At 71.6% G+C, this 23,379-nt stretch carries 23 protein-coding genes; 5 read left to right on the top strand and 18 right to left on the bottom strand.

The features are described 5' to 3' along the window. Positions 1 to 51 precede the first annotated feature (51 nt). From NJE57_RS17115 to NJE57_RS17125, 3 genes are read right to left on the bottom strand one after another with little or no spacing between them, the layout of a single operon-like run. Positions 52 to 261 carry a hypothetical protein gene (locus NJE57_RS17115; RefSeq protein ID WP_319029732.1) on the bottom strand — a complete coding sequence of 70 codons (210 nt, stop codon included), beginning with the start codon at positions 259 to 261 and terminating at the stop codon, positions 52 to 54. 9 nt (positions 262 to 270) lie between these two features. Continuing rightward, positions 271 to 2,379 (bottom strand): M3 family metallopeptidase, encoded by a 2,109-nt coding sequence (locus NJE57_RS17120; RefSeq protein ID WP_319029733.1) that lies wholly within the window; start codon positions 2,377 to 2,379, stop codon positions 271 to 273. A gap of 33 nt (positions 2,380 to 2,412) precedes the next feature. Beyond that, entirely contained in the window at positions 2,413 to 3,234 is an 822-nt protein-coding gene (locus tag NJE57_RS17125; RefSeq protein WP_319029734.1) for a sulfite exporter TauE/SafE family protein, read from the bottom strand. A gap of 26 nt (positions 3,235 to 3,260) precedes the next feature. Between NJE57_RS17125 and NJE57_RS17130 the strand changes: the two genes are divergently transcribed. After that, positions 3,261 to 3,779 (top strand): CGNR zinc finger domain-containing protein, encoded by a 519-nt coding sequence (locus NJE57_RS17130; protein WP_319029735.1) that lies wholly within the window; start codon positions 3,261 to 3,263, stop codon positions 3,777 to 3,779. A gap of 28 nt (positions 3,780 to 3,807) precedes the next feature. On the opposite strand, the gene lepA is transcribed toward NJE57_RS17130, so the two are convergent. Then, positions 3,808 to 5,667, bottom strand: coding sequence for a translation elongation factor 4 (gene lepA, locus NJE57_RS17135; RefSeq protein ID WP_319029736.1), 1,860 nt, complete (start codon positions 5,665 to 5,667; stop codon positions 3,808 to 3,810). A gap of 58 nt (positions 5,668 to 5,725) precedes the next feature. After that, positions 5,726 to 6,448 carry an EthD domain-containing protein gene (locus NJE57_RS17140; RefSeq protein ID WP_319029737.1) on the bottom strand — a complete coding sequence of 241 codons (723 nt, stop codon included), beginning with the start codon at positions 6,446 to 6,448 and terminating at the stop codon, positions 5,726 to 5,728. A gap of 35 nt (positions 6,449 to 6,483) precedes the next feature. Between NJE57_RS17140 and NJE57_RS17145 the strand changes: the two genes are divergently transcribed. Both NJE57_RS17145 and rpsT read left to right on the top strand, forming a co-directional pair. Beyond that, positions 6,484 to 7,032: a type II toxin-antitoxin system PemK/MazF family toxin gene (locus tag NJE57_RS17145; protein WP_319029738.1), complete on the top strand. Its 549-nt coding sequence runs from the start codon at positions 6,484 to 6,486 to the stop codon at positions 7,030 to 7,032. Positions 7,033 to 7,251: 219 nt separating this feature from the next. After that, on the top strand, positions 7,252 to 7,512 hold the full coding sequence (gene rpsT, locus NJE57_RS17150; protein ID WP_319029739.1) for a 30S ribosomal protein S20: 261 nt from the start codon (positions 7,252 to 7,254) through the stop codon (positions 7,510 to 7,512). 177 nt (positions 7,513 to 7,689) lie between these two features. On the opposite strand, the gene holA is transcribed toward rpsT, so the two are convergent. Next, positions 7,690 to 8,661 carry a DNA polymerase III subunit delta gene (gene holA, locus NJE57_RS17155; RefSeq protein WP_319029740.1) on the bottom strand — a complete coding sequence of 324 codons (972 nt, stop codon included), beginning with the start codon at positions 8,659 to 8,661 and terminating at the stop codon, positions 7,690 to 7,692. Positions 8,662 to 8,790: 129 nt separating this feature from the next. Here holA and NJE57_RS17160 point away from each other — a divergent pair, with 129 nt between their 5' ends. Both NJE57_RS17160 and NJE57_RS17165 read left to right on the top strand, forming a co-directional pair. After that, the gene (locus NJE57_RS17160) at positions 8,791 to 9,873 is read left to right on the top strand and encodes an XdhC family protein (RefSeq protein ID WP_319029741.1); all 1,083 of its coding nucleotides are present in this window, start codon (positions 8,791 to 8,793) and stop codon (positions 9,871 to 9,873) included. After that, positions 9,870 to 10,412 (top strand): nucleotidyltransferase family protein, encoded by a 543-nt coding sequence (locus tag NJE57_RS17165; RefSeq protein ID WP_319029742.1) that lies wholly within the window; start codon positions 9,870 to 9,872, stop codon positions 10,410 to 10,412. The genes NJE57_RS17160 and NJE57_RS17165 overlap by 4 nt, the downstream gene beginning before the upstream one ends. A 70-nt stretch (positions 10,413 to 10,482) precedes the next feature. On the opposite strand, the gene NJE57_RS17170 is transcribed toward NJE57_RS17165, so the two are convergent. The 12 genes from NJE57_RS17170 to NJE57_RS17225 form a co-directional block, all read right to left on the bottom strand. Beyond that, positions 10,483 to 12,585, bottom strand: coding sequence for a xanthine dehydrogenase family protein molybdopterin-binding subunit (locus NJE57_RS17170; RefSeq protein ID WP_319029743.1), 2,103 nt, complete (start codon positions 12,583 to 12,585; stop codon positions 10,483 to 10,485). Continuing rightward, positions 12,582 to 13,613, bottom strand: a complete 1,032-nt coding sequence (locus NJE57_RS17175) for a xanthine dehydrogenase family protein subunit M (protein WP_319029744.1) — start codon at positions 13,611 to 13,613, stop codon at positions 12,582 to 12,584. Before NJE57_RS17175 ends, NJE57_RS17170 begins: the two co-directional genes overlap by 4 nt. Further along, complete coding sequence (locus NJE57_RS17180) at positions 13,610 to 14,173, bottom strand: 2Fe-2S iron-sulfur cluster-binding protein (protein WP_319029745.1); 564 nt, start codon at positions 14,171 to 14,173, stop codon at positions 13,610 to 13,612. The genes NJE57_RS17175 and NJE57_RS17180 overlap by 4 nt, the downstream gene beginning before the upstream one ends. Before the next feature lie 79 nt (positions 14,174 to 14,252). After that, positions 14,253 to 15,623, bottom strand: coding sequence for a ComEC/Rec2 family competence protein (locus tag NJE57_RS17185; protein WP_319029746.1), 1,371 nt, complete (start codon positions 15,621 to 15,623; stop codon positions 14,253 to 14,255). 113 nt (positions 15,624 to 15,736) lie between these two features. Next, on the bottom strand, positions 15,737 to 16,753 hold the full coding sequence (locus NJE57_RS17190; protein ID WP_319029747.1) for a ComEA family DNA-binding protein: 1,017 nt from the start codon (positions 16,751 to 16,753) through the stop codon (positions 15,737 to 15,739). A gap of 51 nt (positions 16,754 to 16,804) precedes the next feature. Then, positions 16,805 to 17,635: a DegV family protein gene (locus tag NJE57_RS17195; RefSeq protein WP_319029748.1), complete on the bottom strand. Its 831-nt coding sequence runs from the start codon at positions 17,633 to 17,635 to the stop codon at positions 16,805 to 16,807. After that, positions 17,632 to 18,333 carry a histidine phosphatase family protein gene (locus tag NJE57_RS17200; RefSeq protein WP_319029749.1) on the bottom strand — a complete coding sequence of 234 codons (702 nt, stop codon included), beginning with the start codon at positions 18,331 to 18,333 and terminating at the stop codon, positions 17,632 to 17,634. The genes NJE57_RS17195 and NJE57_RS17200 overlap by 4 nt, the downstream gene beginning before the upstream one ends. 7 nt (positions 18,334 to 18,340) lie before the next feature. After that, complete coding sequence (rsfS, locus tag NJE57_RS17205; RefSeq protein ID WP_319029750.1) at positions 18,341 to 18,784, bottom strand: ribosome silencing factor; 444 nt, start codon at positions 18,782 to 18,784, stop codon at positions 18,341 to 18,343. Continuing rightward, a complete protein-coding gene (gene nadD, locus NJE57_RS17210) occupies positions 18,781 to 19,497 on the bottom strand; it encodes a nicotinate-nucleotide adenylyltransferase (RefSeq protein WP_319029751.1) in 717 nt (238 codons plus the stop codon). The genes rsfS and nadD overlap by 4 nt, the downstream gene beginning before the upstream one ends. A gap of 56 nt (positions 19,498 to 19,553) precedes the next feature. Next, positions 19,554 to 20,984 carry a vWA domain-containing protein gene (locus NJE57_RS17215; protein WP_319029752.1) on the bottom strand — a complete coding sequence of 477 codons (1,431 nt, stop codon included), beginning with the start codon at positions 20,982 to 20,984 and terminating at the stop codon, positions 19,554 to 19,556. A gap of 27 nt (positions 20,985 to 21,011) precedes the next feature. Next, positions 21,012 to 21,893, bottom strand: coding sequence for a MoxR family ATPase (locus NJE57_RS17220; protein ID WP_319029753.1), 882 nt, complete (start codon positions 21,891 to 21,893; stop codon positions 21,012 to 21,014). 66 nt (positions 21,894 to 21,959) lie between these two features. Further along, on the bottom strand, positions 21,960 to 23,264 hold the full coding sequence (locus tag NJE57_RS17225) for a glutamate-5-semialdehyde dehydrogenase (RefSeq protein WP_319029754.1): 1,305 nt from the start codon (positions 23,262 to 23,264) through the stop codon (positions 21,960 to 21,962). Between the last annotated feature and the right edge of the window lie 115 nt (positions 23,265 to 23,379).

Below are 23,379 nucleotides of genomic sequence, written 5' to 3' on the forward strand. Positions count from 1 at the left end.
CGACGAGCGCGATCAGCAGGATCAGGGCGGCAGTCACACGCGACCGGGGCATCAGAGGACCTCCTTCCCGGTCTCGGGATCCCCGGAGGCGACGAGCCCCCGGAACCGGTGCACGAGCTCGTCCGCCACCCGTTCCACGGCCACGGCGACCAGCAGGAACAGCGGGAGCCCCAGAACGAGCATGATGAACACCTGCAGCGGGAACGGCAGGGTCGCGAGCCAGAGTTCGACTCTGTCCCAGAATCCGAGGAATGCCGTCACGAATCGATCCTACGACCGCCCGGCAGCCGCGACCTCGCGGCCACCCACCACCGAACTGTCCAGGCCACGGCGACGGAGCAGGGCCGAGGGACTCGGGTCCGCGCCGCGCAGCGCCCGGTAGGCGTCCAGGAAGTCGATAGCACCGCCGCGGGAGAGGACCTCGCGACGCATCGCCTCCCCCGAGGACCTCTGCAGTCCCCCTCGTTCGGAGAACCACTCGGTGGCGTCGGCGTCCAGGACCTCCGCCCAGAAGTACGAGTAGTAGGCCGCCGAGTAGCCGCCGGCGAAGATGTGTTGGAAGTACCGCGACCGGTACCGCGGCTCCACCCCGGGGACGTCGAGACCAGCCTCCGCCAGCACGTCGGCCTCGAACTCGTCGACGTCGGTGACCGCCGCAGCCTCCTCGGGCGACAGTGAATGCCAGGCCAGGTCGAGGAGGGCGGCGGCCAGGTACTCGACGGTGGCCTGCCCCTCGCCGAAGCGTTCGGCCTCCCGCATCCGGGCGACCAGGTCCTCACCGATCGTCTCCCCGGAGTCGACGTGCCGGGCGTAGTGGGCGAGAAGCTCCGGCCGGCGGGCCCACATCTCGTTGACCTGCGAGGGGAACTCGACGAAATCGCGGGGCACCGAGGTACCGGAGAAGACCGGATACTGCACGTCCGACAGCAGTCCGTGCAGGGCGTGCCCGAACTCGTGGAACATCGTGGTGACCTCGTCCATGGTGAGCAGCGTGGGCTCACCCGCAGCGGGACGGGCCAGGTTCATGACGTTGACGACGACGGGCCGCGAGTCCAGGAGGCGGGACTGGTCACGGAAGGAGCTCATCCAGGCCCCGCCGCGCTTAGTCGGCCGCGCGTAGTAGTCCAGCAGCAGCAGCCCGATCCCGGCGTCGGTCTCGCTCCGCTCGTCATCGAAGACCTCGATCACCCGCACGTCCGGCAGGAAGCCGCGAAGGTCCGTGCGCTCGGCGAATCGCAGGCCGTAGAGCTCGGAGGCCGAGTACATGACCGCGTCGCGCAGGACGCGTTCGAGTTCGAAGTACGGCCGGACGCGTGCGTCGTCCACCTGGAAACGGTCGGCGCGCAGTTGCTCGGACTCCCAGGCCCAGTCGGCGGGGTGGAGCTCGCGGTCGTCTCCCCCGAGCAGGTCCTTGGCCTCGTTCCGCGCATTGGTGACGGCCGCGTCGACCACGTCGAGCAGTAGACCACGGGCCGCATCGGGCGAGCCCGCGGTCTCCACGGCCAGGACGTGCTCGGCGTGGCAACCCAGTCCCAGCAGTCGGGCGCGCTCGGCCCGGAGCCGGACGATCTCCAGGACGATCGGGGCGTTGTCGTGGTCCGGAGTCGCCCCGCGGCGCAGCGACGCCTCCATGACGCGTCGCCGGAGTCCCTCGTGGTCCAGCCATGCCGAGATCGGCTGCACGGTGGGCAGGCCCAGCGGGATGAGCCACCCGTCCCGGCCCGCCTCCGCCGCGGTGGCGGCGAGCGTCGACAGCGTGGATGCGGGCAGGCCCGCCAGCTCGGCCGCGTCGGTCACGGGGACGGCGAGCTCGGCGGTGGAGGCGAGAAGGTTCTCCCCGAACGCGGTGGTCAGCTCGGCCAACCGGGTGTCGATGGCCGTCAGCCGCGCGCGGCCGGAGTCGTCGAGTGCCGCACCCGCACGGAGAAGATCACGGTGGTGCCGCCGGATCAGACGACCGGTCTCGTCGTCGACCTCCAGCTCCCCCGCCTCCAACGCCGAATGGACGGCGGCCACCCGTGCGTAGAGATCCGGATCGGTCATGACGGCCGAGCCGTGTGCGGCCAGCAGTGGGGAGACCACCCGGTCCACGTCGAGCCGGGCGGGGGTCGCATCCGGTCCGAGGAGTCCGTAGAACACCGACAGCACGCGGTGGAGCGCCTGGCCCGACCGTTCGAGGGCGATGACCGTGTTGGCCACGGTGGGTGGCTCCGGGTTGGCCACGATCGCCGCGACCTCGGCGGCGTGGTCGTCGATCGCGGTCCTGATGGCCGGCTCCAGTTCCGCCTCGTCGATCGCAGCGAAGTCGGGCAGGCCGTACGGCAGCGGTGACTCGTCGAGCAGCGGGTGGCGGCGGGGTTCGGAGCTCGGGAGGGTCATGGGGGTGAGTCTACGTCTGCTCTCCGGCCGACCTCACGTCCACTGGACCACCGTGTCCCACGCCAGTTTGACCGCCAGGATGCCGATGACCACCAGGAACACCACGCGGATGAACTCGTTGCCGTGCCGCATCGCCATCCGCGCCCCGATGAAGCCGCCGGTGAGGTTGGCCACCGCCATGCAACCACCGATGATCCACAGCAAGTCGCCATGGATACCGAACACCAGGACGGACGCGATGTTGGTGGTGAGGTTGGCGAGCTTGGCCGCCACGGTCCCCTGGAGAAAGCCGAAGCCGAGAAAGGCGACGATCGCGATGACGAAGAACGACCCCGTGCCGGGCCCCAGGATCCCGTCGTAGAACCCGATCACCAGCCCGATCAGCGCCGAACGCCAGATGCGCGACCACCCGGTGTACCGGTTGTCGTGGACGCGTCCCATGGTGGGCCGGAACCACGTGTACGCACCCACCGTGACCACCGCCACCAACACGATGGGCGTGAGCAGCTCCCTGGGGATGAACCGCGCCACGGAGGAGCCCGCGGCCGAGCCGGCGAACGCGGCGGCCACCAGCGGCAGCACCATCCCCACCGGCACCCGGATCTTGCGCAGGTAGGTCAGGGTGGCCACCAGTGTCCCCGCGACCGAGGAGAGTTTGTTGGTGCCGAGGATCTCCGGGGTCGAGGCATCCGGGGGCAGTCCGACGACCAGCGCCGGGAGCTGGATGAGCCCGCCCCCGCCGACCACCGAGTCGACCCAGCCCGCGACGAACGCCGCCAGGACGAGTGCGGCGAGCACCCACACGGAGATCCCGATGGCCGGGGACGCGGCGAAACCCGCGATCGACTGAGGCATACCGATCACTGTGCTGTAATCGGTTTGTGTATATCAACCCTTACGGGGCCGATCCGGTGACCCTGGCCGCCGACCTGGCTTGTCGCCGCCCCCGCACCACCCGCGAACTGGTGGACCGCTGCCGAGAGTCGGGGGTGACCATCGACCGGGGTGCCTCCGACGCGGATCTGGAGGAGGTGCTGACATTCCTCGACGCGTGGCTCGTCGTCGTCGACACCACCGATCCCCGAGAGCGGGCGGACGCCCTCAACGCACTACTGGCCGAACACTCGGAGCCACCGCGACTCACCGACCACGACGGCCACTGGCACGTGCACTACCGCGCCGACGACGTCTCGTTCGCCCGCCTGCTCACCGCCATGTTCTCGGTGGGCACCGCACTCCACCTGACCTCCCGCGGCATCGACAGGCTGGCCCGGTGCGCGGCCGACGACTGCCGGGACGTCTTCGCCGACACCACCCGCAACGGTCGCAAGCGGTACTGCTCGACCCGCTGCACCAACCGCTCCGCCGTGCGGCGCCACAGAGCGAGGCACTGGGCGTGACAGTGAGCGCGCGTGGGCCCGACGGCCGCTACTTCTTGTCCGCGCTCGACTCCGCGGACAGCGCGGCCACGAAGGCCTCCTGGGGCACGTCCACGCGGCCGATCGACTTCATGCGCTTCTTGCCCTCCTTCTGCTTCTCGAGCAGTTTGCGCTTGCGGCTGATGTCGCCGCCGTAGCACTTGGAGAGCACGTCCTTGCGGATGGCGCGGATGTTCTCGCGGGAGATGATCTTGGCACCGATCGCCGCCTGGATGGGCACCTCGTACTGCTGGCGCGGGATGAGCTCCTTGAGCTTGCCCGTCATCTTGTTGCCGTAGGCCTGCGCGTAGTCCCGGTGCACGATCGCGGAGAACGCGTCCACGGCCTCGCCCTGCAGCAGGATGTCGACCTTGACCAGATCGGACGCCTGCTCGCCGGCCTCCTCGTAGTCCATCGACGCGTATCCCTTGGTCCGGGATTTGAGCGAGTCGAAGAAGTCGAAGATGATCTCGCCCATCGGCATGACGTAGCGCAGTTCGACGCGGGTCTCGGACAGGTAGTCCATACCCTTCATGTCGCCCCGTTTGGACTGGCACAGCTCCATGGTGGTGCCCACGTATTCACTCGGCACGATGATCGTGGTCTTGACGATCGGCTCGAAGATCTCGCGGTGCTTGCCCTCGGGCCAGTACGACGGGTTGGTGACCTGGTGCTCGGTGCCGTCCTCCGCGACCACGCGGTACACGACGTTCGGGGCGGTGGAGATGAGGTCGAGGTTGAACTCGCGCTCCAGCCGGTCCCGGGTGATCTCCATGTGCAGCAGACCCAGGAAGCCGCAGCGGAAGCCGAAGCCCAGGGCCACCGAGGTCTCCGGCTCGTAGTCCAGCGAGGCGTCGTTGAGCTGGAGCTTGTCCAGGGCGTCACGCAGGACCGGATAGTCCGACCCGTCGATCGGGTACAGGCCGGAGAACACCATCGGATTGGGTTCCTTGTACCCGGCCAGCGGCTCCTCCGCGCCACCGCGCGCACTGGTGACCGTGTCGCCGACCTTGGACTGACGGACGTCCTTCACACCGGTGATGAGGTACCCGACCTCGCCGGGGCCCAGGCCCTTGGTGGCCTTGGGCTCGGGCGAGATGATCCCGACCTCGAGCGCCTCGTGGGTGGAGCCCGTGGACATCATCTTGACCTTCTCGCGCGGCCTGAGCGAGCCGTCCACCACGCGGACGTAGGTGACGACGCCGCGGTAGGTGTCGTAGACCGAATCGAAGATCATCGCGCGGGCCGGGGCGTCGGGATCTCCCACGGGCGCGGGGATCACCTCGCACACCTTGTCCAACAGCTCCTCGACGCCCACGCCCGTCTTGCCGGAGACCCGCAGGACCTCGTCGGGCTCGCAGCCGATGATGTGGGAGATCTCCTCGGCGAACCGGTCCGGATCCGCGGCCGGGAGGTCGATCTTGTTGAGCACCGGGATGATCTCGAGGTCGTTCTCCATGGCCAGGTACAGGTTGGCCAGCGTCTGGGCCTCGATGCCCTGCGCGGCGTCCACCAGCAGGATCGCACCCTCACACGCCTCGAGCGCGCGGGAGACCTCGTAGGTGAAGTCCACGTGACCCGGGGTGTCGATCATGTGCAACACGATCTCCTCGCCCTCGTGGGGGCCGGAGCGCGGGACCCACGGCAGGCGGACGTTCTGCGCCTTGATGGTGATGCCGCGTTCGCGCTCGATGTCCATGCGGTCGAGGTACTGGGCCCGCATGAGCCGCTCCTCGACCACACCGGTCAGCTGCAGCATGCGGTCGGCCAGGGTCGACTTGCCGTGGTCGATGTGCGCGATGATGCAGAAGTTCCTGATCCTGGCCGGATCGGTGAACGTCGTCTCTGCGAAGTTGGGAATCTCGATCACTCCTGGAGGCGGGCCCGGGCATGGCGGGGTGCGGTCCGTCCGGGCGATCACCCCATTGTCACACGCGCGGACTCTCGATACGCATCACGTACCGCCCCGTCGGGATCGCATCGACCGTGCCGTCGTCGAGGAACCGGGCGGTCGAGGTGGTCATGGCCCTGATGTTGGCTCCCATCCTCTCGTCGCTGCCCCGGGAGTCGAAGAACACCCCGAGGTCGCGGGTGGCCTCGATCGGGAACACCTCCTCGACGATCCCGTCGATCACGGGCGCGTCGTCGGTCAGCGCCCGGACCACCACGTGCTGGGTGTACGCGGTGGTGGACTGCGTCTCGATCGCCACCGTCGTGTGCTCCTCCAACCAGGTGTGCAACCACTCGTCACGGTCCATCCGCCCGGGCCGACGCAGGAATGCCAGGTTGGCCATCCCCGCGCACCGACCGTCCTCTCCCGGGTCCGGTGCCGGAAGGGGCTCCGACCCGGTGACCGACCAGGCGGAGACCGGGCCGAGCTCGCGCAGCCCGTCCAGCAGGTCGGCGCACGCGGCGGCCGAGGCCACCGGCACCCGGGCGCGTACGACGGCGAGGACCGGCCGCGGCGTCACCTGCACGTCGATCATCGCGCCCGCCACGGCGTCATCGCGGACGTTCACCACGTACCGCCCGACCCCCAGTCCGGCGAGCGGGCCGTCCACCGCCCGGGCGATGCGCGAGCGCAGCCCGGCCGCGTCGGGCACGGCCTGATCCCGGTCCTGCGACCACACGATTGCGAGCACCTGGTCCATGGGCTCCGATCCTAGGTGTCGTTACCCTGGGGGACATGGCGATCAACTGGGCCCGGGTGGGCCGCACCGCGGCCCGGATGGGCCGCCAGTACGGGCCGACGGTGGCCCGCGAGGTGCGCAGGCGGCTCGACGAGCGCGGGAACTCCGCCGCCCTGCCCCGGGACACCGCGGACGCGGGGCGACCGACCACCTCCGCGACCGTTCCCACGTCGAGTCGCGCGCGGACCATTTCCTACGCACCCGACCTCGACGGCCACGCCGACCCCGGCGAGATCGTCTGGACGTGGGTGGAGTTCGAGGAGGCCGACGGCCGCGGGAAGGACCGCCCGGTCCTGGTGGTGGGCCGGGACCGGGACCGACTGCTCGGCCTCCAGCTCTCCTCGCAGGAAAGGCGCGACGACGACGAGGGGTGGCTCCCGCTCGGCACCGGGCCGTGGGACTCCGAGGGCCGACCGAGCTGGGTCCGCCTCGACCGCGTGCTGGACGTCCCCGAGCAGGGCATCCGGCGCGAGGGCGCGATCTGCTCCCGCGAGAAGTTCGACCGGGTCGCCGACCGTCTGCGGTCCGACTACGGCTGGCGCTGACGCCGGTGGTCGCGGGCCTCGGGTCGGCCGCGGGTCGCACGACGACCCGGGCGGCGGCCGTGCCCTCCCACGTTTTGGCCGGTGCCCCGCCCGCTGGTAAAGTGGGCCGTCGGTGTCCACCGGATCGCGTTCTGCGCATCCGTGCGGACTAGAGATATGACATCCGATCGACGAGCTCCCCGAGTGGAGCAGTCGACACACGACCAAAAGGTGTGACGAGTGGCCAACATCAAGTCCCAGAAGAAGCGCAACCTCACCAACGAGCGCAACCGCCTCCGCAACCAGTCGACCAAGTCGGCTCTGCGCTCCGCCATCCGCAGCCTGCGCGAGGCCACCGAGGCCGGCGACAAGGCCAAGGCCGGCGCTCTTCTCGTGGCGACCTCCCGCCAGCTCGACAAGGCCGCCACCAAGGGTGTCATCCACCAGAACCAGGCCGCCAACAAGAAGTCGTCGCTCGCCAAGGCCGTCAACTCTCTCTGAGCTGATCCCGCCTCCGGCTGACCCTGTCTCCGGCTGAAGCGCACAGCCCCGCGGCGGCGACCGTCGCGACGTGGCTCCGAGGGCCCACCCCCGCACCGTTCGAGTGCGTGGGTGGGCCCTCGTCGTTGTCCAGCGACCGTTGTGTCGCTGCCATTGGTGGGGCTGCCCTGGTGCGGGTCATGTGGCGCCGGCCAGCGACCCCACCTGCCGCACCGCCCGCTCGAGAGCGTAGGACGTGTCCTCGGCCTGCCCCTTGACCTCGCCGTTGAGCCGGGCGACCACCTGAAGGGCACTCCCCAGGGTCTCGATGGACCAGTACCGCGTCTGCGCGGTGACCTTCTTGACCTTCCACGGCGGTAGCCCCTGCCGGGCCAGATCGGCGGGCGGGATGCCGCGCTGGGTGCCCACCAGCGCGATCGAGTTCACGGCGTCCGCGAGGGCGTCCGCCAGGACGACGTGCGGGACCCCGGTGTGCATGGCCCACTCGAGGGCCTCGATCGCACCGGCCACGTCGCCGGTGACCGCACGCTCGGCCACTGTGAACCCGCTGACCCCCACGACCCCGGAGTGGTAGCGGCGCACCGCCTCCACGTCCACCTTGCCCCCGGTGTCGGCCACCAGCTGGCCACATGCCGACGCCAGCTGCCGCAGGTCCGTGCCCACCGCCTCGACCAACGCCTCACACGCCTCCGGGGCCACCCTTACGTCCAGGCCCCGGAACTCCGATCGGACGAACCCCACCACGTCCATATGACGGGAGAGCTTGCCGGCCAGGTGTTCCTCGGCTCCGGCCTTACGCAACTCGGGTACGAGCGCCTTGGCCCGTCCCCCTCCCGTGTGCTGGACCACCAGAACCGTCTCCTCCGGCAGGTCGGCAGCAGCGCCCAGTACCGCGGCCTGGGCGTCCTTGCCCAGCTCCGCCGCACCGGTGATCACCACGATCCGGGCCTCACCGAACAGCGACGGCGAGAGTAGCTCGAACAACTGGGGCGCGCTGACCTCCGGCCCACCGAGACGGGAGACCACGGGCGGGTCCTCCCCTGCCGGTGCCGCCGCGCGCACAGCGGCCACGACACCCGCGGTGGCGCGCTCGGTGAGGAACTCGTCCTCTCCCAGCACCAGGTGCAGCGGGGCGGGTCCTGGTGCCATGTGCGCTCCTCGTCGTCGTCGTCCCCGACATCGTGCCACGACACGCCGACACGCTCGAGCCGCCCTCTTCCGGGTGCGCCCGGGCCGGGCACGGATGCGACGCGGGCCGACGCCCGCGATACTGTCCGCGTGGATCTCCTCTTTGACGCGGTGCGGCGGTGGCGCCTCGACGGAACCCGCGCGGCATTGGCCAGGGTGGTGCACACCGAGAACTCGGCGCCCCTGCCACCGGGCGCGGCGATGGCGGTCGCCGAGACCGGCGAGGTGGTCGGCGGCGTCTCGGGGGGGTGCGTCGACGGCACGGTGTTCTCGCTGTGCCAGCAGGTGATCACCGACGGGATCCCCGTGGTCGCCGGGTTCGGCGGCGACGGGCCCTCCGAGTTCTCGGAGGGTCCGACCTGTGGGGGGACCTCGGAGATCGTCGTCCACTCGCTCGATGCCGCGGGGTACGACGCACTGGAACGAGTACACCTCGCGCTGCGGCGCGGCGAGCCGGTGGTCCTGGCGACGGCCCTGACCGGACGTCGGCCCGGCGCCCACCAGCTCGTCGGTCGGGACGGTGCCGAGGGCTCGCTGGGCAACCGCCACCTGGACCGGCACACCGCCAGCATCGCGGCCCGACACCTCGGCCACCCGGGCGCGGGCACGGTCGAGGTCCCCGCCGGGGTGGAAGGGCAGGCCACCCGGATCCTGATGCACTCCTTCGCCCCGCCGACCCTGCTCATCTTCGGCGCCAGCGCGTTCGGCGAGGCGCTCAGCAGGGTCGGCGCGCTCCTGGGCTACCGGGTGGTGGTCTGCGACGCGCGACCCGCGCTCAACCGGCCGGAGCGGTTCCCCGACGCCCACCAGGTGGTCACCCGCTGGCCGCACGAGTACCTGGCCTCCGTGACGGTCGACGAGACCACCGCCATCTGCGTGCTCACCCACGACCACAAGTTCGACATCCCGCTCCTGGGCGCGGCGTTGCGTAGCCCCGCGGGATACGTCGGCGCGATGGGCAGCCGGCGCGTGCACACCGAGCGTCTCGACCTGCTGCGGGCCGAGGGACTCACCGAGCCCCAGCTCGCCCGGCTCTCCTCGCCCATCGGTCTGGATCTCGGCGCCCGCACGGCCGAGGAGACCGCCGTGTCCATCGCCGCCGAACTCGTGGCCCGTCGACGGGGCGGCACCGGAGCCCCGCTGGCCGGCCTCGACGTGGCCATCCACCGGTGACCGGACTCGTCCTGGCCGCCGGCGCCGGTCGACGGTTCGGCCGGCCCAAGGCGGTGGTCGGCTTCCGGGGGGCCCGGTTGGTGGACCACGCCGTGGCGCTGCTCCACGAGGGCGGGTGCTCACGGGTCGTGGTGGTCAGTGGCGCGGTCGAGGTGGACGTCCTCGGCGCCGAGGTGGTGCACAACCCGCGGTGGGAGACCGGCATGGGGTCCTCCCTGCGCGCCGGGCTCGTGGCAGCGGGGGACACGGACGTGGTGGTGATCCCCGTCGACATGCCCTGGCTGGGCGCCGAATCGGTCCGCCGGGTGAGGGGGGTCGGCGCGTCACTGGCAGTCGCGACCTACGGCGGTGCTCGTCGACACCCGGTCCTCCTCGGCGCGCGCCACCTCCCCGGCGTCATGGACGCGGCCGTCGGGGACGCCGGTGCCCGCCACTACCTGCGCGAGCACTCGCACCACCTGGTCGAGGTCCCGTGCGACGACACCGGCTCGCCACGGGACATCGACCGGCCCGAGGACCTGATCGACCCCGGGGCTTGATCGACCCCGGGACCCGCCCCGCTTCCCGGGACCGGCCCGGCGCCGGCGCCGGCGACGACCGGCGCACCGACTACTGATCGACCGGCAGGTACTCCAGCAACGCGTCGGCGTGCACGGGCAGATCGCGGATGCGGGCACCGGTCGCGTCGTGGATCGCGTTGACCACCGCCGCGGCGCTGCCGACGTTGCCGATCTCCCCCGCGCCGCGGGAACCCATCGGGGTCGCGAACTCGTCGACCTCGTCGAGCCAGGTCGCCTCGATATTCGCGGCGTCCGCGTGCGTGGGGATGTGGTAATCGGCGAGGTTCTGGGTGACGACGTGGCCGAACCGCGTGTCGCGCACGCTCTGCTCGTGCAGCGCCATGGACAGCCCGAAGGTCATCCCGCCGATGAACTGCGATCGCACCGTGCGGGGATTGACCACCCGGCCGATCGAGAACACTCCGAGCATCCGGGGCACGCGGATCTCCCCCGTGTCGGCGTCGACCCGGGCCTCCACGAAGTGTGCGCCGAAGGAGATCGCGCGATAGCGCTCGAGCTCGGGGTTGTCCCCGGCAGCCGCGGTGGTCTCCGCCCCCTCCTCCGGATCGTCACCGTGCCGGGTGCGGAAGCGGTCGGCCGCGGTGACGACGGCCGTGCCCCACGACGAGAGACCGGAGGATCCGCCGGCGACCGTGGCCCAGGGCAGCGTCGTGTCGCCGATCTCCAGGGTGATCGACCCGGCGGCACACCCCAACGCGTCGGCGGCGATCGCCGTCAGGGCCGTCCACGTGCCGGTCCCGATGTCCACGGCGCCCACCTGGACGCGGTAGCGGCCACCGCCCTCGTAGCGGACCCTCGCCCGCGTCCCGGGCTGCACCATGTGCGGGTACGCGGCGCCCGCGACGCCGTATCCGACCATCCAGCGGCCGTCCCGGCGGGAGGCGGGTGTGGTGGGGCGGTCGGACCAGCCGAACCGCTCGGCACCCTCGCGCAGACAGTCGACCATGCGGCGCGACGTCCACGGCCTGCCCGTCTCGGGGTCCGTCTCCGGGTCGTTGCGCACCCGCAGTTCGATCGGGTCGATCCCGCACGCGTGGGCCAGCTCGTCCATCGCGACCTCGGCCGCGAACGCTCCCGGGGCCTCCCCCGGGCCGCGCATCCAGTACGGGGCGGGCACGTCCAGGGGCACGGCGTGGTGGGACGTCCTGCGGTTGGGCGCCGCGTACGTCGAACGCGACGGCACCGCGGACTGCTCCACGTACTCCCTGACACGCGAACTCTGCGACCAGGCCTCGTGCCCGATCGCGGTGAGGCGGCCGTCCGGATCCGCGGCGAGCCGGACCCGGGAGACCGTCCGCGGCCGGTATCCCACGAACACGAACATCTGCTGGCGGGTCACCGCGTACTTGACCAGCCGGCCGGGTAGCCGGAACGCACCCAGCGCCGCCAGCACGTCGTGGGCGTGCGGGGCGCCCTTGGACCCGAAACCGCCGCCCACGTGCGGGGCGATCACCCGGATCTGCTCGGTCTCCAGTCCCAGGACGGGCGCCAGGGTCGAGGCCACGCCGTGCGGGGACTGCGTCGAGTCGTACATGGTGAGCAGGGACCGGTCCGGGTCCCACAGCGCCGAGACGGCGTGCGGCTCCATGGGGTTGTTGTGCTCCTCGGGCGTGGAGTAGCTCTGGTCCACCACATGGCCGGTGGTCGCCGCCCGTGCCATCGCCGGTCCCATCTCACCGGTCGTCGACGTGGGCGCGTGGCCACCGTTGACCACCTCCGGCTCGTATGCGTCCGGATGGTCGGTTCGGAACGCCACGTCGTGGGCCTGCTGGTCGTATCCGACCCGCACCAGCGACTGCGCCCACCGCGCGGCCTCCGCGGTCTCCGCCAGGACCAACCCGATGGGCTGACCCCGGTAGAGCACCTCGGGGCCCTGGAGGATCGTGTACTCCCGATCGGAGGTGTCGGCCAACCGCGGGGCGTTCCACGGCGTGAGGACGGCCAGGACTCCCGGTTGCGCCTCGGCCTCCGAGACGTCCATCGCGGTGATGGTGCCGCGGGCGATGGTCGCCGTGACGGGGTGCAGGTACACCGGCTCGCCCGCCCCGGTGTGCTCGAAGGCGTACGGCGCCGTCCCGGTGACCTTGGCCGGGCCGTCGAGCCGTGGCGTCGAGGTGCCGATCGCGCTCATCGCGGACCCTCTTCCCGCGTCCCGACGGCGCGGTCGCCCGCCGCCTCGGCCGCCAGATCGCGCAGGACCGCGATGATCGTCCGTCGGAGTAGCGGGACCTTGAACTCGGTGCCCTCGACAGGCGTCGCGGCGGCCAACTCCGCGTCGGCCGCACCGGCGAACGACGCCACGGTGGCCACCCGGCCGATGATCTGCTCCTCGGCCCGACCTGCCCGCCACGGCTTGTGGGCGACACCCCCGCAGGCGATGCGCGCGTCGGTGACGACCCCGTCGTCGTCGACGCTCAGCTGCGCGGCGACGGAGACGATGGCGAACGCGAAGGACGCCCGATCACGGACCTTGCGGTAGGTGGAGACCGCACCGGGGACCGGCGGGGGCAGTTCCACCGCGACGACGAGCTCGTCTCGCTCCAGGACCGTGTCGAGCTCCGGTCGTTTCTCCGGGAGTCGGTGGAACCGCGTGACGGGGATCCGGCGTTCACCGTCGGGGCCCAGGACGATCACCGTCGCATCGAGTGCGGCCAGGGCGACGGCCATGTCGGAGGGGTGGGTGGCGATGCAGTCGCTGGAGTGGCCGAAGACGGCGTGGTAGCGGGTGTACCCGCCGATCGCCGAGCACCCCGTGCCGGGCTCGCGCTTGTTGCAGGGTGTGGTGACGTCCTGGAAATACACGCAGCGGGTGCGCTGGAGCAGGTTGCCGCCGGTGGTGGCGAGGTTGCGCAGTTGTGGTGAGGCGGCGGACAGCAGTGCGCGGGCGAGCACGGGGTAGGAACCGCGGATGTGGGCGTGCGCGGCCAGGTCGGAGTTGCGGACGTTGGTCCCGATCCGCACGCCACCGCTCCCGAGGCGGTCGACCGAGTCCAGCGGGAGGCGCGAGACGTCCACGACGACGTCCGGGGCGGCCACGCCCAGCTTCATCAGATCCACGAGATTGGTGCCGCCGGCGATCGCCCTGGCACCGTCGTTGGTCCGGAGCAGGGAGACGGCCGCGGCGGCGTCCGCGGGGCGTTCGTACCGGAACGGTCTCATCGCCCGGCTCCTTCCGGGGTCGCGGGATCGGCGCCCGCGGTGTAGGTACTCGAGGTGTCGGCGTCGAGGACCCGGCGGATCGCGGCGACGATGTTCGGGTACGCACCGCACCGGCACAGGTTGCCGCTCATCCGTTCCCGGATCTCCTCGTCGGTCAGGTCCACGTGCCCGTCGAGGTCCTCGGTGACGTGGCTCGGCGCGCCGGCCCCCGCCTCGTCGAGCATCCCGATCGCGCTGCACACCTGACCGGGCGTGCAGTAGCCGCACTGGAAGGCGTCGTCGTCGATGAAGGCCTGCTGGAGCGGATGGATCCCGTCAGCGGACACACCGGCCGCGGTGACCACGTCGTTGCCCTCCTGTGCGACCGCCAACGACAGGCACGAGGTGACCCTGCGGTCGTTCACCAGCACGGTGCACGACCCGCACTGCCCGTGGTCGCAGCCCTTCTTGGGCGCATAGTTGCCGAGCCGGTCCCTCAGTGCGTCCAGGAGGGTCGTGCGCGTGTCCACCGTGACGCCGTGCAGGGCACCGTCGACCGTGAGGGTGATCCGCATCTCCATGCCCCCGACTTTATGCCGCGCGACCGAGGTGTCGCGACCGGTCCGCCGCCGCTCGAGGTGATCCACGCACAGGACCTGCTCACCGGGGCGTGGGGTCCGGCGAACCCGGGAGCCCGGCCGCGATGTGCGCGACCGTCTCCAACCACCACAGCGCGGGAGCGCACGCCGCCGCGAGGACGACAGCCCCGCCCTCCCACACCGGCCCCAGTGCCGCGGCAGCGGTCCCGAGCACCGTCACCAGCGGAACCGCCGGTGCCACCGCGACGTTGGCGGGCAGCGCCCACGGGCCCGTCTCCAACCCGGAGGCCACCAGCACCGGGAGTGTGGCCAGGTGAGCGACCACGCAGACCGCCACCACGTCCGCGACGGTCGCGGGTATCCACGGGCGGCGCAGACGCACCGCCACCGGCCTCGCCGCCAGGACGAGCGCGGCCGTCGCGGTGACCGACAGGATGAACCCCGCCCCGGTCGCGGTGACCGGATCCACCATCACCACCATCAGCACCACCCCGGCCAGCGCCGCCAACGGGCGACCGGTCCGGTGGGAGCTGAGTGCGGCCAGTCCGATGGCGCCGGTGCCCGCGGCCCTGAGCACCGCGGGCTCCGGACCCACCACCGCGACGAAGCCGGCAAGCGCGGCCCCCGCGGCGATGATGCGGCCGCGGCGGCCGGCGCCCATGGCCGCGGCGGCCAGGAGCACCGCCCCCACCACGTAGGTGGTGTTGGCCCCGGACACCGCGGCCAGATGTGCCAGTCCCGACGCCCGGAACTCGTCCCGCGTCTCCGTGGAGACCCCGCCCTCGTCGCCCAGCACGAAGGACGGCAGCAGCCCCACCGCCTCCCCCTTGAGCGCGCGTTCCGAGACGCCCCGCAGCCGTTCACGCACCGCGGCGGGCCCACGGCCGGCCGGTCCCGGTTCACCCGTCAGTCTCGGCGGGGTCAGGGCCCGCAACCCCGGTGGATCCCCGGACGAGAGCGGTTCGAGCACGGCCACCGAGGCCCGCACCCGGGTACCGGGGGGAAGACCCCGCCACCCCTCCCGGGCCAGGACCACCACGTCGAGTTCGGCCGCCCTCACCGACTCCCCCGACCCCGTGGCCTCCACCCGGAACGGGACCATCACGCCGCCACTGCGGACCGGCCGGTCGAAGCCCGTCACCACCCCCTCGACGCCGGTGCGGGTGCCCACGAGCGAGACCAGCGGATGTGCGGCGAGAGCGTGCGACCGCGCGGCCTGGACCCCGGCTCCGACCGCCCCCAGCGTGCACGCCATCGCGAGCACCCCCAGTGCCGTGTGGTCCACCCGGTTGTGGGCCCCCGCCTCCCCCGACCAGAGGACCGCGATCACCGCCGCGACGAGCAGAACGACCCCGAGTGCCGCGGCCGCCGCAGGTCGCATCCCGACGGTGACCGCCGTCGTGACGAAGAGCGCGAGCGTCGGAACGACCAACCGGAGGTCCCGGACCGCCGGGACCCGCGCCGGTGGGCGGCGACCCCCGGCGGGAACAGCTGTGGGATCGGCTGCGGAATCGTCCGCGGGGTCCCCGTGCGGACCGGCGCCGTTCACACCGTGACGAGGGGCCGGAGACGGGCCAGCGTCACCGGGCCGATGCCGTCGACCTCGGCGAGTTGGTCGATACTCGTGAACGCACCGTTGGCGGCCCGCCAGGCCAGGATGGACGAGGCGGTCACCGGCCCCACCCCGGGCAGCGACTCCAGCACCGTCGCGTCCGCCGAGTTGAGGTCGACCAGTCCACCGCTCTGTGCCATCCCGTCGGGGCCCGGTGCCATCCCGCCGGGGCCCGGTGCCATCCCGCCGGGGCCCGCCTCCGCCCCGGGCGCGGGCCCGCCGTCCACCGGCGCGTCGTCGGCGCCGACGATCCCACTGCGCGGACCGCGGGGTCCGTCGGGCCCCGGGGCCAGGCCCACCAGGATCTGCTCACCGTCGACCACCTTGCGCGCCAGGTTGAGACCGTCGCGGTCGCCGCCGTCCAGGACGCCGCCCGCGCGGTCGAGAGCGTCCGCCACCCGCGCCCCCGGGGTCACGGTGACCAACCCACTGCGGCCGACGAGTCCCACCACCGAGACGACGACCTCGTCGACCTCGGGGACACCGGTCGTCTCGACAGCTGTCGTGCCCGCCTTCGTCGAATCCATCGCGCTCGAGGTCGGGGCCTGCCCGGGTCCCGGTGCGGACGACCCGTCCGCCGGGACGGTCACGCCGGGCGTGGCCAGCGGGAGATCCGGCACGGGCGGACCGGCCGGTACCGCTGCCAGGAGCCGGTGGACGGAGAAGACGCCGAGCCCCAGCACGAGGACGACCAACGCGATGCCTCCGAGCCTGTCCGGTGCCCACCGGACCCGGCGCCACCACGGTGGGTCCGCCCACGCCGCCGGGTCCGGGTTCTCGGGCGGCACGCGCTCGGGTCGTCTCCCCTCCGGATCCGCGGCGGCCCAGGGGACGGAGGCCGCGCCGAGGGGCCCGGTCGCGTGGGAGAGTCGCTGCAGGGCGGCCTCGCGCGCGGGGTCCCGGGCAGGATCACCGGTATCCGCGGGACGTGTCCGGGTGTCGGGGAACATGGCCGCGAACCTATCCCGGCGGGAGCTCCGATCCGGGGCCGCGGAGGTCTGTCAGTCGGCGTCCTGTGGAGAGACCGGGGGGATGGGGAATGCGGTGTCCACGAGGTCCGTCACGGAGACGCCCACGGTCCCGGGGCCCAGGTGCCAGGCCAGGACCTCGTCGAACTCGACGACCAGGACACGCTCCGGGAACGGGGTCTCCTTGCGGATCTCGGTGGCCATCTCGCGGGCCCGCTCCGGCGCCTCGTGATGGTGGACGACGACCAGCACGTCGCCCCGACCGATCTCGTCGCGCAGCAGCGTGCGAAGCCTCTGGTGTGCCTTGGTGGTGGTCCGGGCCTTCGCGGCCAGATCGACCGAGCCGGCGCGCAACACGATGATCGGCCGCATGGCCAGCGCGCTGCCGAAGATCGCCGCGACAGCGCTGATCCGCCCACCACGTCGCAGGCTCTCCAGCGACTCCAGCGCGGCGAACGTGGACGCGCCACGGCACAGCCGCTCGGCCAGCTCGTAGGTGGCGGACAGACCGAGACCGTTGTCCGCCGACCACGCGCACTGGGCCACCGCCGCGCCGAACGCCATCCCCGCGCACCGGGAGTCCGAGACCAGGACCCGGCCCCCGAACCTGGTGGCGGCATCGGCGGCGGACTCCCACGTGCGGGAGAGTTCACGCGACAGGTGCACCGAGACGACGCCAGTGCAGTCCGGGTCGGCGAGCACGTCCTCGTAGACGGTCGCGAGTTCGTCCGGGGTGACGGCGGCAGTCGAGACCGCCCTGTCGCCCTCCTCGACCACGTGGAGGCCCACGACGGTGATGTCGAACCGGCGGACCCACTCCTCGGGGAGGTCGGCGCTGGAATCGGTGACCAACCGGATGGTCATGACGGGATCACCGGGGGTGTGAGTCCGGCGTTCCACTGGTCCAGTCGCCACAACACCTCGCGGGCGCCGTCGGTCGTCGGCCCGATCTCCGGCTCCGGCAGCGCCCCGCCCCAGGAGGCGTCGGGGCGGGGATGCGCGGACAGTTGGACCCAACAGGTGTTGCCGAGCCCGTTGAACACCGGGTACTGCTCCACGGGCAGTTCGAGCAGTGCCGCGGTGAGCGCGGCGATGGCTCCCCCGTGTGCCACGAGGACGGCCGGGTGTTCGTTCCACCCCGGCGAGGCGTCCACGAGTTCGTCGACGACCTGGCGGGTCCGCAGCGCCACGTCGAGTCGGCTCTCCCCCTCCGGCGGACACCACCGTGGAGTACACCGCCAGCGCATCCGCGCCCCGGGCCACTGCTCGTCGACCTCCGAGTGACTCATCCCCTGCCACGTGCCCAGGTCGGTCTCCCGCAGCCGTGGGTCGGTGCGGACCTCGAGCCCGACCTCCGAGGCCAGTGCCCGTGCCGTCTCCCGCGCGCGCTGCAGATCCGAGGAGAGAATGGTCCACGGCCGACGCGGCGCCAGGGCGCGGCCGACCGCGTGAGCCTGCTGGACACCGAGCTCGCTGAGTTCGGTGTCCAGCTGGCCCTGCATCCTCAGCGACGCGTTGTAGTGCGTCTGGCCGTGACGCAGCAGGATGAGACGACGGGTCACGGGGGTGTCAGAGCCCCTGATCCCGCTGCGGCTCCTCCGGGGCGAGCGAGTCGTCGGCGCGGCTGGTCGAGGACCCGGACGGGCCGGACGTCTCGACACCCTCGATCTCCACGACCGGACAGTCCTTCCAGAGACGGTCGAGCGAGTAGTAGTCGCGCTCGTCGACGTGCTGGACGTGGACCACCAACTCGTTGTAGTCGAGCAGCGCCCACCGCCCCTCACGTGTGCCCTCCCGGCGCAGCGGCTTGTGCCCCGCTTCGCGGAGCTTGTCCTCGATCTCGTCGACGACGGCGTTGACCTGACGTTCGGTCTCGGCCGAGGCCAGGAGGAAGCAGTCGGTGATGATGAGCTGGCCGGAGACATCGAGGACGACGATGTCCGTGGCCAGCTTCTCGTCTGCGGCGCGGGCGGCGACGCCCGCCATTTCCAGGGCTTCGGGGCTGGCGGTCACAGGGGGTTCTCCTCGTGGTGGTGGTCGGCGGCGGCGAGCACGCGGTGTACCGGCGCGGTCGCGGCGGGGGTGCCGTCGAGGCGGTTCGAGCCCTCGGGGCGGTAGAGATTGCGTTTGGCGATGTACTGCACGACCCCGTCCGGTACCAGGTACCAGACCGGGATGTCGGCGGCGGCGCGGCGCCGGCACTCCGTCGACGAGATGGCCAGAGCCGGGATCTCCAGCAGGTGCACTCGCCCGTCACCGGCCTCGGCGAGGTGGGTGTCGGAGAGTTCGAACCCGGGTCGCGAGACCCCCACGAAGGTGGCCAGGTCGAGCATCTCCTCCCAGCCGCGCCAGGTCAGGATCTTCTCGAGAGCGTCCGCACCGGTGATGAAGAACAGCTCGGTCCCGGGGTTCTGGTGCAGCAGGTCCTTGAGGGTGTCCACCGTGAAGGTGGGACCCTCACGATCGATGTCCACCCGGCTGACCGAGAACCGGGGATTCGAGGCGGTCGCGATGACGGTCATGAGATACCGGTCCTCGGCGGGCGAGACGGCCCGTTCCCGCTTCTGCCACGGCTCGCCGGTGGGGACGAAGACCACGTCGTCGAGACCGAAACGGTGCGCGACCTCGCTGGCCGCCACCAGGTGACCGTGATGGATCGGATCGAAGGTCCCGCCCATCACGCCGATGCGGCGCCCGGCGCCCGCGGCGGTCCCCGTCGTGGTCATGGTCGCAGAGTCTATCGGTCCGGCCCCACGTTCCGCTCCCTGGCGTGCCGGCGTCCTCACACGGGGAGCAGGCCCGCGACCACGGCGGTGAGCTGCTCGACGTTGCGGCACTCGTGCATGGGCACGTACTGCGAGTACAACCGCGCCGCCGAGTCCCCGGTCCCCCACTGCCGCTTGGGCTCGGGATTGAGCCAGTGGGTGTGGCCGGCGCGCTCGCTGACGAACTCCAGGGCCTCCACGGACGGGTCGCGGTAGTTGTTGCGCCCGTCGCCCAGGATCAATAGCGATCCGGTGCGGGTGAGGGTGTGGGCGTAGCGATCGGCGAACCCCTCGAGAGCGTGACCGTAGTCGGAGTGCCCGTCGTAGGTGACGATCCGCGCCTCGCGGACCATCCTGCTCATCGCCGACCCCAGGTCCGATCCGGTCTCGAAGAACGAGGTCACCTCGTCGGTGGTGTCGACGAACGCGAAGATCCGCACCCGGGAGAACTGCTCGCGGAGGGAGTGCACCAGCTGGAGGGTGAAGTGGCTGAACCCCGCGACAGACCCGGACACGTCGCACAGCACCACCAGCTCGGGCCGCGCCGGCCGGGGCTTGCGCAGCACCAGCTCCACCGGCACACCGCCGGTGGACATGGACCGGCGCATCGTCTTGCGCATGTCGATCGCGCCGTGTCGATGACGACGACGACGTGCGGCCAGGCGACTGCCGAGCTGACGCGCGAGGGGACCCACCCGCCGCCGCAGTGCCTGCAGGTCCTGGTCGTTGGCACGGAGGAAGTCCACCTGCTCCGCCGCGGGACCGACCGCATAGTCGGCGACACGGTCGCGGCCGACGGTCTCCGCGGTCCTGCGCCTGGTCTCATCGGCGACCTCCCGGAGGAAGCCGCGCACCATGTCCGCGGCGGAGTTGGCGGCCGCGGACTTCTCGGCGTGCCGCTGGGAGCCGTCCGGGTCGAAGGGATCGGCACCCATCAGGCCGTCGAGGATCTTCTGCATGATGGCTCCGGTGTCCAGCGGGCTGAGGGCCTGGTAGGCGGAGAACCGCTGTCCGTTCACCGAGTCGTAGGCCCCGAGCTGCTCGACCAGCATCTCCGCCAGTGCCCGCGCCTTGGCCCGCGACTCGTCGGTGTCCTCGAGCAACAGCGAGGCGATGAGCTCGTTGAGGGCCTCCGGGTCCACCTTGCCGTCGTCGTCCGTCGGGATCTCCACCTCCAGCACCGCCGCGTCCGACGCGGCGTGGGCCCCGATCGCCGCGGGGAACCACAGGTCGAAGAGCTGGTCGAACACCCCGCGGTGGGTGGCCTTGTGCAGGATCGTCGCCGCGAGCGCCTCCCGGAGCGCCGCGCGGTCGAGCAGGTCGATGTGGACCATCGCCGCGGCCGCGTCGACCGCCTCACTGGGCCCCACCGGGATCTGCTTACGACGAAGCGCGTCGACGAAGTCCACGAGGTGCCCGGACATCCCACCGGGCGAACGCGTTGTCATCTCCCCTGCCCTCCAGGTCGCCTCACGCTAGTTGAGCCGCAGCTCGGCGGCCGCGCGCAGTTGGTCGGACTGGTGCTTGAGGACCACGCCGAGGGTCTGCATGACGGTCTCGTCATCGATCGTGTCCAGGCCCAGCGCCACCAGGGTCCGGCCCCAGTCGATGGTCTCGGACACACTCGGCACCTTCTTGAGCGCCATGGCGCGCAGTACCCCGACCACCCGGACGAGCTGCTCGGCCAGCCGGTCGTCCAGCTCGGGCACCCGCGAGGCGAGGATCTTCCGCTCGAGCTCGGGCGTCGGGAAGTCCAGGTGCAGGTACAGGCAGCGGCGCTTGAGCGCCTCGGAGAGCTCACGGGCCGCGTTGGAGGTCAGTACCACGAACGGCCTGCGGACGGCCTCGATGGTGCCGAGCTCGGGGATGGTCACCGCGAAATCACTGAGCACCTCCAGTAGCAGGCCCTCGATCTCGATGTCGGCCTTGTCCACCTCGTCCACCAGCAGGACCGTCGGCTCGCTGCGCCGGATGGCGGTGAGCAGCGGGCGGGACAGGAGGAACTCCTCCGAGAACACGTCGTCCCGCGTCGAGTCCCAGCCCTCCCCCTGCCCGGCCTGGATGCGCAGGATCTGCTTGGCGTGGTTCCACTCGTACAGCGCCCGGGCCTCGTCGACACCCTCGTAGCACTGCAGGCGGATGAGCTCGGCCTCGGTGGCGGCGGCGACGGCCTTGGCCAACTCGGTCTTGCCCACTCCCGCGGGACCCTCGATGAGCAGCGGTTTGCCCAACCGGTCGGCCAGGTAGACCACGGTCGCGGTCGAGCGGTCGGCCAGGTAACCCTGGCCGCCGAGCGCCTCGATGACGTGGTCGATGCTCTCGAAGGCCGGTCGCTGGGCGGTGCGGGCTCGATCCATGGGGCGGATCCTTTCGGGTCGGGGTGAGTCTCCGGGAAGGGCCGACGGACGACCCGGGTGGTGGGCCTACGGGCGCACGTGCCCCTTGCCGTGGGCGATCCACTTGGTGCTGGTGAGCTCCTCGAGACCCATGGGGCCGCGGGCGTGGAGCTTCTGGGTGGAGATGCCGATCTCGGCGCCGAAGCCGAACATCTCGCCGTCGGTCCAGGCGGTGGAGGCGTTGACCATCACCGCTGCCGCGTCGACACGGGCGCAGAACTGGTCCGCGACGTCGATGCTGCGGGTGGAGATGGCCTCGGTGTGGCCCGACGACCAGCGGGCGATGTGATCGATCGCCCCCTCGACCCCGTCGACCACCCCGAGCGCGATATCCATGCTCAGATACTCCTCACCCCAGTCCACGTCGTCGGCCGGGACCAGCCCCTCGCGGTCACCGTGGACTGTCACCCCGGCGGTTCTCAGCGCTCCGACCACCCGGTCGACCGCGGCGTCGCCGAGGGCCTCGTCGAGCAACACGGTCTCGGTGGCGTTGCAGACGCTGCACCGGCGGGTCTTGCCGTTGAGGAGAAGCTCGATGGCTTCATCGAGGTCGGCGTCTCCATGGATGTAGAGGTGACAGTTGCCGGTGCCGGTCTCGATCGCCGGCACCTTGGCGTTCTCCACCACCGCCTGGATGAGCCCGGCGCCCCCTCGGGGGATCACCACGTCCACCAGGCCACGCGCCTGGATGAGGTGGGTGACCGAGGACCGGTCGGCCGACGGCAACAACTGAGCGGCGTCGACCGGCAACTCGTGCCGGGCCAGCACGCCGCGCAGCACGGTCACGAGGGCCTCGTTAGAGTGCCGCGCCGAGCGGGAACCCCGCAGCAGGGCCGCGTTGCCGGACTTGAACGCCAGCCCGAACGCATCGACCGTGACGTTGGGCCTGCCCTCGTAGATCATGCCGACCACGCCCAGCGGGACGCGGACCTGACGCAGTTGGAGCCCGTTGGGACGGGTCGAACCGCGCGTGATCACACCGATCGGGTCCGCGAGTCCCGCCACCTGCCTCAGGCCGCCGGCGATGCCCTCGATCCGCTCGGCGGTCAGTCGCAGCCGGTCCAGCATGGCCTCACCGGTGCCCTCTGCCGCCTGCTCCTCGATGTCGCGGGCGTTGGCCCCGAGGATCTGCGACCTCGAGGACACCAGCGCGTCGGCAGCCGCCAGCAACAGGGAGTTCTTGCGGTCGGCCGTCAGCAGGGCCAGCTCCCGCGAGGCGGCCTTGGCGCGCCGCGCCGCGTCGTGGACGGCCTCGCGCGCCGGGTCCGCGGTGGGTCGATCGGCGCCGGAATGGCCGGTGAGCACGGAAGCGTCGAGGTGACTGGTGGTCATGCGCGCCAGCTTACCGATGCACGCCGAGCCCCCGTCGCACGAGACGACGGCGGGGATTCCGCACGAGCGCGGTGGCAGTGGGATCAGTCACAGTGGCGGACCCGAAGTCGCGATC

The sequence above is a fragment of the Dietzia sp. PP-33 genome (assembly GCF_033790845.1).
Classification (GTDB): domain Bacteria; phylum Actinomycetota; class Actinomycetes; order Mycobacteriales; family Mycobacteriaceae; genus Dietzia.

Bases quoted from the DNA above. Each gene is read 5' to 3' on its own strand.
- NJE57_RS17195 (WP_319029748.1), bottom strand. From the start codon at position 17,635: ATGACCATCCGGTTGGTCACCGATTCCAGCGCCGACCTCCCCGAGGAG.
- NJE57_RS17120 (WP_319029733.1), bottom strand. From the start codon at position 2,379: ATGACCCTCCCGAGCTCCGAACCCCGCCGCCACCCGCTGCTCGACGAG.
- NJE57_RS17220 (WP_319029753.1), bottom strand. From the start codon at position 21,893: ATGGATCGAGCCCGCACCGCCCAGCGACCGGCCTTCGAGAGCATCGAC.
- NJE57_RS17140 (WP_319029737.1), bottom strand. From the start codon at position 6,448: ATGGACCAGGTGCTCGCAATCGTGTGGTCGCAGGACCGGGATCAGGCC.
- NJE57_RS17170 (WP_319029743.1), bottom strand. From the start codon at position 12,585: ATGAGCGCGATCGGCACCTCGACGCCACGGCTCGACGGCCCGGCCAAG.
- NJE57_RS17145 (WP_319029738.1), top strand. From the start codon at position 6,484: ATGGCGATCAACTGGGCCCGGGTGGGCCGCACCGCGGCCCGGATGGGC.
- NJE57_RS17190 (WP_319029747.1), bottom strand. From the start codon at position 16,753: ATGTTCCCCGACACCCGGACACGTCCCGCGGATACCGGTGATCCTGCC.
- NJE57_RS17125 (WP_319029734.1), bottom strand. From the start codon at position 3,234: ATGCCTCAGTCGATCGCGGGTTTCGCCGCGTCCCCGGCCATCGGGATC.
- NJE57_RS17180 (WP_319029745.1), bottom strand. From the start codon at position 14,173: ATGGAGATGCGGATCACCCTCACGGTCGACGGTGCCCTGCACGGCGTC.
- holA (WP_319029740.1), bottom strand. From the start codon at position 8,661: ATGGCACCAGGACCCGCCCCGCTGCACCTGGTGCTGGGAGAGGACGAG.
- NJE57_RS17215 (WP_319029752.1), bottom strand. From the start codon at position 20,984: ATGACAACGCGTTCGCCCGGTGGGATGTCCGGGCACCTCGTGGACTTC.
- NJE57_RS17225 (WP_319029754.1), bottom strand. From the start codon at position 23,264: ATGACCACCAGTCACCTCGACGCTTCCGTGCTCACCGGCCATTCCGGC.
- NJE57_RS17175 (WP_319029744.1), bottom strand. From the start codon at position 13,613: ATGAGACCGTTCCGGTACGAACGCCCCGCGGACGCCGCCGCGGCCGTC.
- nadD (WP_319029751.1), bottom strand. From the start codon at position 19,497: ATGACCACGACGGGGACCGCCGCGGGCGCCGGGCGCCGCATCGGCGTG.